The 15,840-nt window shown below is 67.1% G+C and carries 14 protein-coding genes and 1 pseudogene; 4 read left to right on the top strand and 11 right to left on the bottom strand.

Features of this window, described 5'->3' with window-relative positions; all coding sequences use genetic code 11:
* Nucleotides 1–14: 14 nt before the first annotated feature.
* Genes BMY35_RS33110 through BMY35_RS33100 form a run of 3 tightly spaced genes read right to left on the bottom strand, consistent with a single transcriptional unit; the run spans nt 15 to nt 2,937 of the window.
* Nucleotides 15–920 (bottom strand): VOC family protein, encoded by a 906-nt coding sequence (locus tag BMY35_RS33110; RefSeq protein WP_093208576.1) that lies wholly within the window; start codon nt 918–920, stop codon nt 15–17.
* Complete coding sequence (locus tag BMY35_RS33105; RefSeq protein WP_093208574.1) at nt 917–1,942, bottom strand: amidohydrolase family protein; 1,026 nt, start codon at nt 1,940–1,942, stop codon at nt 917–919. The genes BMY35_RS33110 and BMY35_RS33105 overlap by 4 nt, the downstream gene beginning before the upstream one ends.
* Before the next feature lie 20 nt (nt 1,943–1,962).
* The gene (locus tag BMY35_RS33100) at nt 1,963–2,937 is read right to left on the bottom strand and encodes a Bug family tripartite tricarboxylate transporter substrate binding protein (protein ID WP_093208572.1); all 975 of its coding nucleotides are present in this window, start codon (nt 2,935–2,937) and stop codon (nt 1,963–1,965) included.
* A gap of 87 nt (nt 2,938–3,024) precedes the next feature.
* Between BMY35_RS33100 and BMY35_RS33095 the strand changes: the two genes are divergently transcribed.
* Nucleotides 3,025–3,966 carry a LysR family transcriptional regulator gene (locus BMY35_RS33095; RefSeq protein WP_170217196.1) on the top strand — a complete coding sequence of 314 codons (942 nt, stop codon included), beginning with the start codon at nt 3,025–3,027 and terminating at the stop codon, nt 3,964–3,966.
* Between the two features lie 7 nt (nt 3,967–3,973).
* Here BMY35_RS33095 and BMY35_RS33090 read toward each other — a convergent pair whose 3' ends face one another.
* From BMY35_RS33090 to BMY35_RS33080, 3 genes are read right to left on the bottom strand one after another with little or no spacing between them, the layout of a single operon-like run.
* Complete coding sequence (locus tag BMY35_RS33090) at nt 3,974–4,399, bottom strand: GlcG/HbpS family heme-binding protein (protein WP_218153033.1); 426 nt, start codon at nt 4,397–4,399, stop codon at nt 3,974–3,976.
* Nucleotides 4,400–4,423: 24 nt separating this feature from the next.
* Nucleotides 4,424–6,166, bottom strand: coding sequence for a thiamine pyrophosphate-binding protein (locus BMY35_RS33085; protein ID WP_093208566.1), 1,743 nt, complete (start codon nt 6,164–6,166; stop codon nt 4,424–4,426).
* A 3-nt stretch (nt 6,167–6,169) separates the two neighbouring features.
* Nucleotides 6,170–7,156 (bottom strand): Bug family tripartite tricarboxylate transporter substrate binding protein, encoded by a 987-nt coding sequence (locus BMY35_RS33080; protein WP_093208564.1) that lies wholly within the window; start codon nt 7,154–7,156, stop codon nt 6,170–6,172.
* 136 nt (nt 7,157–7,292) lie between these two features.
* Here BMY35_RS33080 and BMY35_RS33075 point away from each other — a divergent pair, with 136 nt between their 5' ends.
* Nucleotides 7,293–8,189, top strand: a complete 897-nt coding sequence (locus BMY35_RS33075; RefSeq protein WP_170217197.1) for a helix-turn-helix domain-containing protein — start codon at nt 7,293–7,295, stop codon at nt 8,187–8,189.
* A gap of 96 nt (nt 8,190–8,285) precedes the next feature.
* Complete coding sequence (locus BMY35_RS38580) at nt 8,286–8,492, top strand: hypothetical protein (RefSeq protein ID WP_126472311.1); 207 nt, start codon at nt 8,286–8,288, stop codon at nt 8,490–8,492.
* A gap of 779 nt (nt 8,493–9,271) precedes the next feature.
* On the opposite strand, the gene BMY35_RS33070 is transcribed toward BMY35_RS38580, so the two are convergent.
* Nucleotides 9,272–10,000, bottom strand: a complete 729-nt coding sequence (locus tag BMY35_RS33070; protein ID WP_093208560.1) for a nitroreductase family protein — start codon at nt 9,998–10,000, stop codon at nt 9,272–9,274.
* A 58-nt stretch (nt 10,001–10,058) separates the two neighbouring features.
* On the opposite strand from BMY35_RS33070, the gene BMY35_RS33065 reads away from it, so the two are divergent.
* Complete coding sequence (locus BMY35_RS33065; protein WP_093208558.1) at nt 10,059–10,685, top strand: TetR/AcrR family transcriptional regulator; 627 nt, start codon at nt 10,059–10,061, stop codon at nt 10,683–10,685.
* Between the two features lie 177 nt (nt 10,686–10,862).
* Here BMY35_RS33065 and BMY35_RS33060 read toward each other — a convergent pair.
* The 4 genes and pseudogenes from BMY35_RS33060 to BMY35_RS33045 form a co-directional block, all read right to left on the bottom strand.
* Nucleotides 10,863–11,399 (bottom strand): annotated as a pseudogene (locus BMY35_RS33060) (transposase); the annotation flags it as partial.
* 60 nt (nt 11,400–11,459) lie between these two features.
* Nucleotides 11,460–12,128 (bottom strand): hypothetical protein, encoded by a 669-nt coding sequence (locus tag BMY35_RS33055; RefSeq protein WP_143080790.1) that lies wholly within the window; start codon nt 12,126–12,128, stop codon nt 11,460–11,462.
* Nucleotides 12,089–15,301, bottom strand: a complete 3,213-nt coding sequence (locus BMY35_RS33050) for an autotransporter outer membrane beta-barrel domain-containing protein (protein ID WP_093208545.1) — start codon at nt 15,299–15,301, stop codon at nt 12,089–12,091. The genes BMY35_RS33055 and BMY35_RS33050 overlap by 40 nt, the downstream gene beginning before the upstream one ends.
* A 382-nt stretch (nt 15,302–15,683) precedes the next feature.
* Nucleotides 15,684–15,824: a nucleotidyl cyclase domain-containing protein gene (locus BMY35_RS33045; RefSeq protein ID WP_256230369.1), complete on the bottom strand. Its 141-nt coding sequence runs from the start codon at nt 15,822–15,824 to the stop codon at nt 15,684–15,686.
* Nucleotides 15,825–15,840: the final 16 nt, after the last annotated feature.

Here is a 15,840-nt window from a genome sequence, read left to right as displayed (position 1 = left end):
CTCGGTTGGAAAAATCAGGGGTTCGTTGCGAAGAAGATGCGCCGCTGTGCGTCCTTCAGGGCGGCGCCGGGGGCGGCAGAGATGCCCCACTGGTCCACGCGGCCCGGCGGCCACTTCCAGTGCTCGGGGCCGTGCGCCTCGTAGCCGTCGTCGATCTGCTCCACCTCGGCCGTGTACTCGATGACGACGCCGAAGGGATCGATGAAGTAGTTGAAGAGGTTGTTGCCCGGGCCGTGCCTGCCGGGGCCCCACTGGATGGGAAACCCCGCGTCCTTCATGCGGCCGCCGCCGCGCATCACCGATTCGAAGTCGGGCATGAGGAAGGCGATGTGGTTGAGCGCATCGTTGTCCGAGATGCCGATGGCGATGGTGTGGTGATCGCGATCGCAGTTCATGAAGGCCATGATCCCGGTGCGGTCTGCCAGGCGAAAGCCCAACGCCTGCTGCAGGAAGACCTGCGTCTCGTCCACCGCGTGGCTGTTGAGCACCACATGGGTCAGGCGGATGGGCCGGTCCTTGACCGTGGGTCCCTCGGGCTGCCGGCTGTCGCCGTGCACCACCTGGAAGATGCGCCCGTGCGGGTCCTTGAACTTCAGACCGACGCCACCGGCGGGATCGCGCGTGAGTTCGTGCGGCGGCGCCAGCAGGGTGCCGCCGGCGGTCACGACGCGGGCGGCCACGGCATCGAGCGCCTCCCGGCTGCGCGCGCGCAGCGTCACCTGGCGGATGCGCGGGACCTCCGTGCCCTGGTGCAGCGCCAGCAGGTGGCCGTCGCCGCCCGTGCCGCGCAGGTACAGCACGGAGTCGCCGCGGTGGGCGACTTCCAGCCGCCAGGTGCCGGTGTAGAAGGCTTCGGCCTGCGCGAGGTCGGGCACCTCGAGCGCCACGCTGCGCAGACCTTGGATCCAGGGGGAGCTCATAGGGTCGTCTCTTTCTTGGGAAGGCCGAGGAATCGCTCGGCGTTGCGATGCACCAGGGCCGCCACCGTGGCTTCATCGAAGCCGGCGGCCTCGATGCGCTGCACCGGCGTGCGGTCATGGAAATTGAAGGGGTAGTCGGTGCCCACCATCAACTGGCCGGCGCCGAAGCGATGCACCAGGTGGCGCAGCAGGGGCTCGTCGAACACGAGCGTGTCGTAGAACAGCCGCCGCGCCTGCTCCGCGGGCGAGGCCGTGATGCTCTCCTTCAGCGCGGGAAACACTTCCCAGCCCTGCTGCAGGCGAGGCAGCAACGTGGCCAGCGTGCCGCCGCCATGGCTGAACGCGATGCGCAGGCGCGGCCGGCGCAGCAGCAGGTTGGCCGTGATGACCGACGCGGCCGCCAGGCCCACGTCCCCCGGATAGGCCAGCACCTGCTGCAAGGGCGCGGGGCCCACCAGCCGGTCCATGCCGGCCGGGCGCAAGGCGTGCACGAACACCGCGGCCCCCAGGGCCTCGCAGGCTTCGAAGAAGGCATCGAACTGCGCGGCACCCACGGGCGCATCGTTGACATTGCTGCCGATCTCCACGCCCGCGAACCCCAGCGTTCCCACGACGTACTCGAGCTCGGCAATCGCCAGGTCGATGTCCTGCAGCGGCACCGCGCCGAGCGCCGCGATGCGGCCGTTGCCCTGCGCCACCATGCCGGCCATGCAATCGTTGGTGTAGCGCAGCAACTGGTGGGCGTCGTGGGCGGCCATCCAGTACGACAGGAGCTCCGGCATGGGCGAGATCACCTGCAGTGCGAGCCCCATGCCCGGCAGATCCTCGAGCCGGCGTGCGGTGCTCCAGCAGCGGTCAGACACCGTGCGATACACCTTGTTCGCGATCATCACGTGGCGATGGCAGGCGTGGGCGGGCGCCATCGAGGGCCAGTCGGCCGGCAGCCTGGAGCCGATGTAGCTCGGGAAGTGCTCGGGCACCACATGCGCATGCACATCGATGCCGCAGCGGCAACGGGTCATTTCTTTTCTCCAGCGCAGGGCTATTCGGGCCGGATGTCGAGCTGCCTGACCAGCTTGGCCCAGCGCTCGCGCTCGCTGTGCATGAAGGCCTCGAACTCCGGCACCGACATGCGCTGCTCGGCCTGCGAGCCGAGGGTCTGCAGGCGCTGCAGCACCTCGGGCTGCTGCATGACGGCTTCCAGGTCGCGGTTGACGCGCGCGATCACCTCCGTGGGCGTACCTGCCGGCGCAAAGAGACCGTTCCATCCCGTGTACTCGAAACCGGGGAAGGTCTCGGACAGCGCGGGCACGTCCGGCATGCCCGGCTGCCGCCCGGCGGTGCTCACGGCCAGTGCACGCACCTTCCCCGCGGAGAGGTATGCAGTAAGAGCCGCATCGGGCAGGCAGACCAGCGGCACCCGCCCCCCGATCACATCCTGCAGTGCATCGGGCGCCTTGGTGTAGGGCACATGGTTGAAACGCACGCCGGCCATCCCGGCCACGCTGTCGGCCAGCATGCCGGAGAAGGTCTTCGGGCCTTCGGTGGCGATCGCGACGCTGCCCGGTTGCGCCTTGGCCAGTGCCAGCGCCTCCTTCAGATTCCTGGCCGGGAAGTTCGCCGCGGCAGCGATCACGAAGGGGCTGCGCCCCACCAGCCGCACCGGCGCGAAATCCTTCGCCGGGTCGTAGGGCAGGGCCTTGAAGGTGTAGGCATTGGTCACCATCGCCGCGGTGGTCGCGTAGTAGAAGGTGTAGCCATCGGGCTGCGACCGCGCCGCCGCCAGCGCGCCGATCACGTTCTGCCCGCCCGGCTTGTTCTCGATCACGATGGGCTGGGCCCAGCTTCGCGCGAGCCGGTCGGCCACGTAGCGCGCGAGGATGTCGGGCCCCGAGCCCGCGGGCTGCGAAAGGATGAACTTGACGGGGCGCTGCGGCCAGTCGGGCTGTGCGCGAAGCAGCCCGCTGCCCGCCAGCGGAAACAGCGTCGCCGTCCGGACGAAATCTCTGCGTTGCATGGAGTCTCCTTTGTTCTTGGAGCCTGGATGCTAGGAAGCCTCCCAACATCTGAACAGTCGATGACGCAGATACATAAAATCCATTTCATGGATATTCGATCGGTCGACCTCAACCTGCTGGTGCTGTTCGATGCGATGGCCAGGCTGCGCAGCGTCAGCCGCGCGGCCGAAGCCATCGGGCTGAGCCAGCCCGCCACCAGCGCCGCCCTGGCGCGGCTGCGCGCAACCTTCGACGACGACCTGTTCGTGCGCGCCGGCGCGCAGATGGAGCCCACGCCGCGCGCGCAGGCACTGAGCCCCGTGGTGCAACGTGTGGTGCAGGCGATCCAGGCGGAGATCCTTCAACCGGCTGGCTTCGATCCGGCGAGCGCGGAGCGCAGCTTCACGCTGCTCACCCCCGACATCGGCGAGGTGGCGTTTCTCCCCGGGGTGCTGCGACGCCTGCGGCAGGCAGCGCCGCTGGTGCGGCTGCGTGCGCTTTCCATGCCGCGCACGGCGGCCGCCCATGCGCTGGAGGCCGGCGAGGCCGATCTGGCCGTGGGCTTCTTTCCCGATCTGCAGAAGGCGGGCTACTTCCGCCAGGCGCTGTTCAGGACGTCCTACACCTGCATCGCCTGCGCGCACAATGCGGCAGCGCCTTCGCGCATGACGGCGCGGCAGTACCTGGCGGCGCGGCACATCGTCGTGCGGCCCGACGGGCGCGAGCACATGCTGGACCGCTTCCTGGAGGACAAGGGCTGGCACCGGCACGTGACGCTGGAGCTCTCGCATTTCATGAGCCTGTTGTCGCTGCTGCCCGGCAGCGACCTGGTGGCGACCGTGCCCGACGACATCGCCACCGTGGTGCAGCGGCATATCGCGGTGAAGACCATCGAACTGCCCTTCAAGCCGCCGCAGCTCCAGGTGCAGCAGTACTGGCACCGTCGCATGCAGAACGATGCATCCAACCGCTGGCTGCGCGGACTCTTCTACGAAGTGAACCGGCGCGACGCCAACGCACGCCTGCCCGACTGGCAGGCCGCCGGGTGAAGGTGCTTCAGCCGGCGCTCAGCCCCGCCGCCTGCACCCCGGCGATGCAGATGGCTTCATCCTCGTCGCCGGTGCCGCCACTGGCACCTACCGCGCCCAGCAGCGTGCCAGCCGCATCGCGGATCACCACCGCACCGGTCTGAGGCAGGAACTTGCCCTCGGCCGTGGCGGCCAGCGCGACGAAGAAGTTGGGGTTGTCCCTCGCGCGCTCGGCCAGCTTGCGGCTGGCCACGCCCATGCCCACCGCACCCCATGCCTTGGCACGCGCGATGTCGAAGCGGAACATGCTGGCACCGTCTTCGCTCACGAAGGCCTTGAGATGGCCGGCGGCATCGAGCACCGCAATGCCCATGGGCTGGTAGCCGGCTTCCTTCGATTTCGCGAGGGCCGCATCGATGATGGTGCGGGCTTGCTGCAGGGTCAGGCTGGACACGGGCTTTCCTTTTCTTTCATTCATTCAATGAGCGGCCGCCCCGGGGCCGGCGACAGCCTCGAAGCCATAGCGGTTCATGCTGGCGAAGGCAGGCATGGCGGGGTGCGGCACGAAGCGTGTGCGGCAGTCGAGCACGGCCGGCAGACCCGAGGCCAGCGCGCGGCGGATGGCGGGCCCGACCTCGGCCAGGGCCGTCACACGTTCGCCGTGGCAACCGAAACCCCGCGCGATGGCTGCATAGTCTGTCCCGTCGAGCGCGGTGCCCAGTTCGAAACCGAGCGCATTGCGTTGACCGGCACGGATGATGCCCCAGGCGGCGTTGTTGTGGACGATGATGAGCACCGGCAGGCGGTGACGTCGCGCGGTGTCCAGTTCGTTGAGCGTGAAGCCGAAGGAGCCGTCGCCCGTGATGAGCGTGACGGCCCGCTCAGGCTGCTGCGCCTGCAGCGCGATGGCATAGGGCAGGCCAAAACCGAGGTGGCTCATGCCCGGCTCGTGAAAGCGCGTGCGCACGTCGAGCACCGGCGTCAGGTCGTTGCTCCAGAAGCTGGTGTGGCCGCCGTCGAAGACGGCCAGGCCGTCTTTCGGCAAGGCCTCGCCGATCGCGCGCGCCAGCGCCGCGGGGTGCATGGCCTCGCCCGGTTCGCCCTCCTCCCCCAGTGCCGCCAGGCGCGACGCGTACGCCTCGCGCGCCTGCCGCAGGTCGCGCAGCCAGCCGCTGTCGACGGCACGCTCCAGGTCGGCATCACCGGCTGCGAGCAGATCCTCGAGCGCGGCGCTTGCATCGGCTTGCAGTGCGAGTTCGTGCAAGGCGGGGTGCCCCAATGCCGACGGATCGATGTTGATGCTGATCAGCCGCTGCGGCCGCCGCGCCAGCGGCCCGTGCGCGTCCCACATCCAGGACGACCAGCGGCATCCCACGGCGAGGACGAGATCGGCGCGCTCGAAGGCCAGCCGCACGGGCTCCCCGGCGATCAGGCCGCCATGGCCGATGAAATGCGGGCTGTCCGAGGCCACCACGCCGAGCGCCATCTGCGTGGGAAGCACCGGCGCCTGCCAACGCTGCGCAAGCGCACGCACGCTGGCGGCCGCGCCGCTCGCGACCACGCCGCCGCCGGCCACGATGAGCGGGCGCCTGGCCTGCGCCATGAGGGCCGCCGCGCGGCGCACATCGTCGGCATGCGGCCGGACACGCCCCACGAAGCGATAGCTCGCCGGCGCAACGTCGAACTCCGCCTCCTCGAAGCTGCAGGACTGGCTCAGCACGTCCTGCGGAATGTCCAGGTGCACCGGGCCGGGCCGTCCGCTCAGCGCCTCGCGAAAGGCGCGGCGCACGAGCTCCGGCAGGCGGCGCGCATCATGCGCCACCGCGTTCCACTTGGTGATCGGCCGCGTCAGCGCCACGGTGTCCAGGTCCATGAACATGCCGCTGTGCGGATAGCAGGCGGCGCGATGCTGGTTGGTGGTGATGGCCAGCAGCGGCAGGTTGTTGTTGAAGGCCACGCCCAGGCCGGAGGCCAGGTTGAGACCGCCCGGCCCCATCTCGCCCAGCGCCACCGCGATCCGCCCCGACGCGGCATGGACACCGGCCGCCATCATCGGGGCTGCGCCTTCGTGCCGCACCCCGAGGAAGCGCAACCGTTCCTGATGCGAGATCGCGTGCAGCAACGGCCCCAGCTTGCCGCCGACGATGCCGAAAACCTCCCGCACCTGCTCTGCGAGCAGAAGCCGCACCAGCGCCTGCGCGCCGTTGATTTGCAGCGCCATGTCCTAGTCCTCCGCCGTGAAATGGGCCGCCTTGACGATCGGGGCCCAGCGTTGCCGGTCGGCGCGCACGATGCGGGCGAACTCGTCGGCGCTCTGGTGCATCGGCTGCAGTCCCACCTTGGCCAATGCCTCGACGAATTCGGGCGCTGCGAGGCCCTCGCGCACGAGCGCGTTGAGGCGCTGCACGGTCTCGGCCGATGCGCGCGCCGGCAGGAACCAGCCCAGCCACTCCTGCACCACGATGTCGGCGAAGCCCTGCTCGACGAAGGTCGGCACCTCCGGCAGGAAGGGCGAACGCTGCGCGCTCGATACCGCCAGGCCCCGCAGCTTGCCGGCGCGGATGTACGGCATCACCTCGCCGAGCACGCTCACGCTCACCGGCACCTGACCGCCCAGCACGTCGTTGAGCAGCGGCGCGCCGCCCCGGTAGGCCACCGCCGTGAGCTCCGCGCCGCTGGCCTTCTGCAGCATCATGCCGACGAAGTGCAGCGCCGAGCCGGCCGCCGGCACGCCGTAGTTGGCCTGCGGCGGATGGGCCTTGGCCCATTTCACATACTCCGACGCCGTCCTCACTTCCGCCGGCAGACCGGGCCCGGCTGTCAGCACGAACGCATAGTTGACGGTGCTGGTCACCGGCACGAAATCGGCGATCGGGTCGTAGTTGAGCTTCCTGTAGGTGTTCGGATAGAGCGTCATCGGCGAGCTGGGAATCTGCAGGATCGTCAGGCCATCGGGCGCCGCACGCTTGACGTACTCCACCGCGATGCGCCCGCCCGCCCCTGTCTTCGGCTCCACCACCAGGCTGGCGGCGTACTTGCCGCGCAGCTTCTCGGCGAGCGGGCGTGCCACGTGGTCGCCCATGCCGCCGGCGGGAAAGCCCGAGACGATGGAGGCATTGCCGTTGAGCTGCGCGAGCGCGCGTTCCCAGGGGGCGAGCGCGGCCAGCGCACTGCCCGCCTGAAGAAGATGAAGGAAGTCTCTGCGGTCCATGGCATGTCTCCTGGGTCTGGGGCCCTTGGCTGTCGATGCATCGATCGTGAGGCCACCGAGGGCTGCCGCGAATGGACAAATCGCACCATGGCAGGTAGTTTTCCGGCCTCGATCGCATCTGCACGATCTGCACGCCGTGAAATCCGCTGCCAGGCCCCTCCTCCTCGTCCCCTTCCGTGAAGTCCGTCATGAGCAGCCCGACGACTGCCTGCACTACGAGCTGGTGGCGGTGCGCGGGCGGGAGATGGACTGGACGATTCCGGCGCATCGCCACGAGGGCCTGCACCAGATCCAGTTTCTGGAGCGGGGTCGCATCAGCGGCACGGTGGATGGGCGAGCGGTGCAGGCCGATGCCCCGGCCATCCTGCTGATTGCCCCGGGCTCGGTGCACGGCTTTCACCACACACGCGACACTTCGGGGCATCAGCTCACCATTCCCAGCGCCACGCTGCAGCAACTCCTGGCCGGCACACAGCTGGCGGAGACGAGCCTGGGCAGCTCCTTCTTGCTGACGGAGCTGGCGCCCCCGGCGCACGCCGAATGCGCCACGCTCTTCGCCATGCTGGGGCGCGAGTTCCACGGCCACGATGCTGGCCGGGTGCCTGCGCTGCTGGCCACCGCCACCCTGCTTGCGGTCCTGCTGCTGCGCCTGCACGGCGCATACATCCAGAAGACGCAGGCGCCCGGTGCGCGCGATGCGCTGGTCCAGCGCTTCCGTGCGCTGGCAGAGCAGCACTTTCGCGAGCACCGCGGCCTTCCTTTCTATGCCCAGCAGCTGGGCGTGAAACCCGACCACCTGAGCCGCAGCTGCCGCAATGCGACGCAGCAGTCGGCCCTGCAGCTGCTGCACGAGCGACTCATGCTGGAAGCGCGTCGACTGCTCGCCTATACCCCCATGTCCGTGGCAGAGGTGGCCGACACCATCGGGTACCAGGACCCGGCCTACTTCAGCAAGTTCTTCACTCGCGCCACCGGCCACTCGCCTTCACAGTACCGTGCGCTGGCGGCCCAGGGGGTCAAAACACCTCGTTAGGCACATGCGGGCCCAATCACCGGTCTCGGCGGAGCACACGCCCTCCTGCCCGACCCCGCCACCGGGTACTTCGCGCCCCCTGCAGGCCGGAACCCCATGGCCATGGTCACGAAGGCGCAGTACTTCCCATGCATCGCGAACCGTCGGGACCGGCTTGGTCACGCGACCCGAAGCCGACGAAGCCGACAACCCTTTCCCGTCACGCAGTTGATCAGCATCCGCTCGCATGACGACGCGGCCGCGCTCGGGCATCAGCAGGCACTCGCGCAATCGAGCACGAAGCCCCGGGCCCGCCCAGCATGACCCGACGCCCTCCATGATCGATTCACGACGAGTTCGGAGTCGACGCAGACAGAGTCGAGATCCCGCGGTCGATCTGCGCACGTGCAGTGCCTGCAGCACAGCTGGCGAAGAAATAGAGACAAAACCACCAAGCTCCTCCTCGACCCCCTATTAGTTTCCTCATTGCAGCCCACGCGGCTTCCTGCGCGGCTGGCACGAACCAACAACATGCCCGATGCGGCCTTGAGGAGAAGAACATGAGCGCTTGGCGCTGGGGGATGCGCGCGTTGGAGCGGCACTGTTGCGGCCGATTTTTCGCAAGCGCACGGCGAAGTCGTGTTGACGGTGGGCGCGGCGCCGGCTCGACGACCGCTTGCGGCTCAACGGGGGGCGCCCGGCGGCACTGGTCTCAAGACGGTGAACGACCCACTGCAGAAACTCGTAGGTCGCCCGAGCAGTCAGTCGCCGCGACTGACCTGAGGCCAAGCCTTGACCACGACACCCATCGCAGGGGAAGAGTGGCGTAGTGGGCGTGGTATCCGGTATTGGTCTGCGACCAGTCCTCCAGCACAGCGACCAGGCGCCCGGATGAGAGGTGCTCGCCAACGGCATCGTCGGGCAACCAGGCCAGACCGCGCCCGCCAGGTGCGCGGCGACGACCATGCCACTCGAGTCGAATACGAGCCGGCCCGTGACGTGCGCGTTGACCCGAATTCTTCAAGTCGAACCTGAAGTGATCCAGGAGCCCGCTGGGCGCGCACAGACCGAATGCCGCCAGTGGCGCCGTCCGGCGAGCGGGTTCAATGCTCCACGACCAGGTCCGGCCATTCCCGCCGCCATTGGTGCTCGAGCCGCGCCTTCTCTGCGCGGTGGCCCAGGGCGATGACCACAGGGATGACGGTGCCTCGCGGCAGCCCGAGGATCTGGCAGATCCTGGGTGCCGAAAAGCCTTCCATCGGGCAGGAGTCGATGCCTCTGGCGGCCGCGGCCAGCATCAGGGTCTGCGCCGCGAAGCTCGCGTTCCTTGCGACCCACGAGCGGCTCCCCAGGTGGCCGATGGGGAGCAGCGCCAGGCTGGGTCGCACGAGCGCGGCGAGCGCTGCGAGCGGCGTCCAGAGGGCCCACGAGCCGAGTTCCAGGACGCGCCGGAACATCTTCACCTGCCCGCGGTGGTAGTCCTTCGAGCGCTCCGGCAGGCTGCTGGAGGCCTCGACGTAGGAAAGCTGTTGGCTCGCCGTCCGCAGCGCGATCTCGCGGCTCGCTGCGACGATCACCAGCGTGGGTGCGGAGACCGCGGCACGCTGCCCGCTGCAGGCCTCGGCCAGACGCGCCTTCAATGCGGGTTCGCGCACCCAATGGAGCTGGTAGGGCTGTAGGTTGCCGCTCGAAGGCGCCCGGGCGGCTTCCTCGAGCACGGCGCGAACGTCGGCGTCGGGCAGCGCCGCCGGTGCGAATTCCCGGATGGCGCGCCGGCGTCGATTCACGTCCTGGAAGGCAGCCCAGAGCGGCGATGTGTCTTGCTTTTGCATGCTGAAATAGTAAGCTTTGACTTGTTTTTTTGAAACTTGCATTTGGAGCTTCGCGCCCATGAAAACCGTGCGGCCGACCACATCCCCCCGGAAACAGCCTCGGCAGGCGCGCTCGCGGGCCACGGTGGACGCCATTACGCAAGCTGCGGCTTACATTTTGGTGAAGCGTGGCTGGGAGGGTTTCACCACCAATGCGATCGCCGAGCGCGCCGGGGTGAACATCAGTTCCCTGTATCAGTTCTTCCCCAACAAGGAGGCCATCGTCGCCGAGCTGCAGCGCCGCCACATCGAGCAGACGCGCCGCAAGTTGGTGGAGGCGCTGCCCCGGCTGGCCGGGCAGCGCTCCTTGCGCGATGCGCTCCTGCTGCTGGTGGGCGCGATCGTGGACGAGCATCGGGTCGCGCCCGCCCTTCATCGCGCCTTCGCCGAGGAGCTGCCGCGGTCGGTGAAGTGCCCCACGGAGGATGAAGCGGCGCTCCGGCGCCAGGCGCTAGAGGCGCTGCGGCCGTTCATGAAGAACGTGCCGAATCCCGAGGTCGCGATAGAGATCGGCGTGGTCGCTGCGCGGGCCGTGATCAACGGCGCGGCGACGCATCGGCCTGAAGTGCTCGGCCTCCCGCAGTTCCGCGAAGAGGTGGTCGCCTTGCTCCAAGGGTACCTGCAGCGCCGGGCCTCATCGGCCTGAGTGGACGAAGTGATCACCAAGTCGAGGTCCGAAGAAGACGTTGGCATCAACTGGCGCTTCGCGCGGAAGAAGCAGCGCCGTGGCCATCAGGCTGAGCAGCATCGCAAACCGTCTCATAACGATGATTCTGGCGTTCGCGCTCAGCATTCCTGGCGACCGCTCAGGAACGGTGTGCTGTCATTGTGAGCTTGAGGGCATCCAACGATGGGGCAGCAGGTCTGCAAGGTCGCGCGCCCGTTGGGTCGGGAGACGCATCAGCACGTCACGAAGGTATGCAGAAGGATCGTGGCCGTTGAGCTTCGCCGTTTGGATGAGGCTCATGATGGCCGCGGCTCGCTGCCCGGCCAGCAACGTCCCGGCGAACAGCCAATTCTTGCGTCCCGTGGCCCATGGCCTGATCTGCTGCTCGTCGAAATCGTTGTCGATGGGCAAGGCCGGGTCGCCAAGGTGGCGCGTGAGCGCCGCCCAGCGGTTCAGGCTGTAGTCCACGGCCCTTGCGGTCGCCGAGCCATCGGGCACCTTCGGCCGGAAATCCAGCAACCTGCTGTGCAGGACCTGCGCGATCGGCGCCGCGCGCGTTCGTCGTTCTCGCAAGCGCTCCTCAGGAGGCAAGTCCTTTGCCTCCCGCTCGATGCCGTAGAGCTGACAGATGAACTCGATGGCCGCGGCCGCCAGCGTGCTCTTGTTGGCCAGGTGCAGCTCCACGAACTTGCGGGTTTCAAGACCTGTTGCATCTTCAGATGGATCGGTCGGGCGTTCGCAGACACAGTTGCCTCACGGGCCCTTCCCAGCGGTCCTGGCGCTCTTTGCCGTCAACGAAGCGCGAAGGGGTGCCAGGTCGTAGAAGAAGTATGGCCCCGAATATGTCACGACCCCATCGTCGGCTTTCTCGGTGCTGCGTGGAACGATGACGACGGCTCTGTAGGGCTGTTTCGGCACGGAGAAAAGCACGCGTCTTTGCATGGATCGACCGGCTGCGAGCGGCTCGCCGAACGGTGTCTGACCTGCCTCTGGCGGGTTGACCAGCCGAGTCAGCATCTCATGGGGCTCGTACAACGCACCGGCCGCATCGACCAATCTGAACACGGGCTGGAACCTCACGAAAAGTGGCTGCTCTGCCATGTTCGTGATCTTCACCTGGAGCAGGACAAAGTCGCCCTTGTACTGCTTCGGTGAATCGGCGGCGCTGCTGTCCACGACGAGGTTGGCGTACCGGGCTTCCTGAAACTCAAAGGCGACGTTGTCCCGCGTCACCTGCGTGCCCCAGGCGAAACTCTTTCTTTCTCCATCCCCGGCCATTGCGAGGAGTGGCGCGAAGACCAGGCCGACAGCCACCACCATTGCGGCCCAAGCGCCGCGCTCATTCAGCCAACCTGCCAGCCGGCGACGAGGATTTCTTGCCATCATTGCCACTCGTAACGCAAGCCCGAGCGCAGGCTCCATGTCCGCCGGATGCCTTTGGCGGCCAGGCTGGAAGCCTCGAAATAGACAAAGCCTCGCCGCGGCAGGAACGCGAAGCGGCCGCCTACCCTCACTTCACCGCCCGCGCCGTTGCGGCTTTCGGTTTCAACAGGAAGGCTGCCGCTCCCCTTGGCGGCAGTGATCGACAACCCATCGCCGAAATAGTTGATCGCAGAAAACCGCAGATAGATGTCACCGCTCAGATCGAGCAACCGCACAGCCTTGCCCAGGAGCACGCTGGCCCTGACCGAGCCAGCGTCGTCGTTGTCCTGGCTGATGGTCACGCCGTTGCTCGCCACGTGCTTGTTGGCCGCCAGGCGGCTCGCGGTCACCGCCAGTTGCGGCTCCACGAAGGTGTCCTGAGGCAGAGGGAAGCGATGCCCGGCCTCCGCGCTGACTTCGTATCCCTGCATGCGGTACGTGCCGGTGACATGCCGCGACAGCGAATCGAACGACGCGTACTTGTTTTCCAGTGCGGCGGTCCGTGCGCCGATCTGCAGATACGTTCCGCCGTCATGGACCCAGAGGCCATAACCCGCGAGCTCGACGGCAGACGCCTTGCCGTTGCCTCGCTCATAGGTGGCGCTGGAGTTGATGAAGCTGGCGGAGCCGCCCGCATGGCTTCTCCATCCATCGAAGTACCCCAGGTTCCGATCGAACCCGATGGAAAGACCGCCATAGGTCTGACGGTACGTCCTCGCGTAGTCGGTCCTGGCGTCGAAGCCACCGCCATCCACTTCGGCCCAGATCCCGGAACCTTGGGCGCTTGCATCGCTTCGCACCGACTCGGTCCGGCGGGCGATTCCGTTTGCGCGCAAGGCCCAGAGGCTGCGGAGGCTGTCGCCTGCGTCGGCGGCCGTCTTCACGGTCTCCGAGGGAGTGACGCTCGTCGAGACTGCGGACTGGCTGCTTGTGGCACTTGTGCTGCTTGCGCTGCTTGTACTGCTCGAGGTCGTGCTTGTGGTGCCCGTCGCCGTGCCGGTGTCCTCGCCCAAGATGCTCAGGCCGGTCAAGAGGACCTTGCTTGCGTCCGTACTGAGCGTCACGTTGGGCGAATACGAGAACCGCACCAGGTCGTTCTCGTAGCTCCATTGGTTTGTTACGCCCTGAACGGCCTGCAGCCGCGCTGTGCCGCCGCCAGCAGCCGAGGCGTCGATCACGACGATGGCCTTGCTCGCAGGGATCACCGTACCGGTTTTGATCGTCGAGGCATTGACCCAGCTCGTGTCGTTGAGCGCAGGGTCGTACACGACACTGACCCGTTGCGTTCCGGTTGCGTTGAAACTCGTCACGCCGCTACCGAACTGAATGCTGTCGGCCACACCGTTGCGCACGTCGCTGAGGATGCGAAACGTGGCGCCATCCCCCAGATTGACCGTTGCCGCGTTCGTCGAGCTCTGGATACTGAGAACGCGCAGCGAGTAGGTTGGAATGCTTCCCGCAAGAAAGCTTCCCCAGGTGGCGGCCGTGTCGATCGCACCGCCGTTGGCCAGCGTCAGGGTGCCCGAACCGAAGTCGGCAGTCACGGTGCCGGTACCTGTAGGAATCCAGGAGGCCCCTTTGGAAAACGACAGGTTTGGCGAGCCGGCGGTGTAGACCGTGGTGTCCGAGGTGTCGGGGTCCGCAAAACCGCTGACGGATCCGCGCAGGTACGAGTCCGAGGTGTCCAGGTTCACGTTCAAGATGCCGGTGTACTTCGTGCCGGCGGCGTTCGTCACGCTGCCCGTCACCAGGTCGCCTTGCAGCTTCACGGGCTGCCCGCCCGAAGCGTTGACCGTGACTGTCGCATCACGCCCGTCCGCCGCCACGTTCCAGATGGCATAGCCATTGCCCGTGCCGGTGGGCGACGTCGAAATGCTCAAGCCACCCGCGGCCGTCAGGGTTCCGCCGTCGTTGCGGATGCCGTAGACGTCGCAGCCGCTGCATGACGACGCGACCTGCAGCGCCACGTTGTCCGTCGTCGAATTGAAATTCAGCGTGCTGGCGTTGTTGACGGCGTAGGCCTCCGCCGCGGCAGAGACGCTGACCGTGACCGCCTTGCCGAAATTGATGGAGGACGTGCCCGGATAGCTGTTACCGATCCCCGTTGGATTGCCGAACGGCACGTAGCCGGTGGTGCTGACCACCGAGATGTCCACGTCGCCTCCGAAGGTCATTCGAGCGGTCCGGTGTGTGTTGGCAATACCGTATGCGGACCGACTCCCGGTGGCCGTGATGCTGCTGGATCCATCGATGGTGAGCACCCCTTGATTGCGAATGCCGAAGACCGTCGATCCGTTGGCAGCGGCGGTGAGATCCAGGTTGCCCGTCACATGCAGCCGACTGTTCTGGTTGTCGTTGTAGATGCCGTGCGCGTTGTCGCTCGGGTACGCGCCCGTCGCCGAGATCGTCAGGTTGCCGTTGAAGGTGATGCTGCTCCTGCCGCCCCCGGAGTTGTGGACGCCATCGGAGTTCTCCCGCTTGCCGCTCACCACGATCGTGGTGTCTCCGTTGAAGGTGACCGTGCTCTGGTAGACCCAGAGGCCACGCGAGTAGCCCGGCGTGCTGGTGCGTATCGTTGTATCGCCGTTGAAGGTGACCGTGCTCTGGGATGCGTACACGCCGATGGCGATGCTTTCCTTGTTGTCGGACTGGGCATGGATGGAGGCATTGCCGTTGACCACGAGACTCCCGCCATCGACGCTGATGCCCCTGGACAGCCCCAAGGTCGAATCCGCCGTGCCTCTGGCCGAGGAGATGTTCAACGTGCCGCCGGCGGAATCCAGCACCACGGGTGATGAGCCGGAGGCCGAAGTCAGCAGGACGCCATACACGTCGCCGCCGGTCGCCTGCACGCTGATGCTGTCATCCGCCGCAAAGGCGTAGTGCAACGTGCCCTGAGATGCCGTGATGACGTAGGCTGGCGAATAGTTGCCGGTTCCGCCTGCCTGGTCGTTCGTCTGCACGCCGGTGACCGTTCCTTCGTAGGTCGTGGCTGCAAGCCCGGTGACTGGGCGCACCACCGCGACCACGAACAGGATCCGGGCAAGGAGCGACGCCAGATGCAATCCTGGAGATTCGCGCAGTGCAGGCTCGCCGTCTCTGTGCAGGTCGCGCGGGATCTTGTGTGTTCTTGTTTTCGTGGAAGGCCAGCAGGGCGCGCCGGGTAAGTGCATTGGGGAGAACTGTCTGGCTGGATGGCATGCCCGTCGAGGGACAACGTCGGGCCGGCTTCCGGGAAGCAAACCAGCTCTATTGTTTTTGACTTTGAGTGCGCCCGACCAGCATCAAAATTGAAATTCAACCGCTCACTTCTCGACGCAATCGCTGGCCCCACTGCGAACGAGCGCACACTTTAGGCCTCGTCAGTCGAGTTGCAGCGATGCAGCGAGCAGACGACGCCGCCCCTGCGCGCGAGGCGGGCACGAATCATCCTTCGCAAGACCCGGGGCGATTCGGTTGCTTCAAAGAGAGCAACGGACAGACTCCCAGAGATGCAAGTATTCGCGACGGCGGTCGACGCCGGGAGGGCTCACCCATGGGCGGCCGGCTGCGATCTCACGACGGCGGTGCTTCACCGATCAGCCCAGGCGCCACCTGCACGTTGTTGCGCCCCGCTGCCTTGGCCTGGTAGAGCATCTCGTCGGCCTGCTTGACGAGCGCGGCCGCCGTCGTGGCGCCGCCCCGGTAGAACGCCAGGCCGATGCTCGTGCTG

Origin of the sequence: Variovorax sp. YR750 (assembly GCF_900109805.1) — a bacterium.
Classification (GTDB): Bacteria; Pseudomonadota; Gammaproteobacteria; order Burkholderiales; family Burkholderiaceae_C; genus Variovorax; species Variovorax gossypii.
The sequence above is the reverse complement of the archived record's forward strand: the minus strand, read 5'-3'. Positions and strand labels throughout refer to the sequence as shown.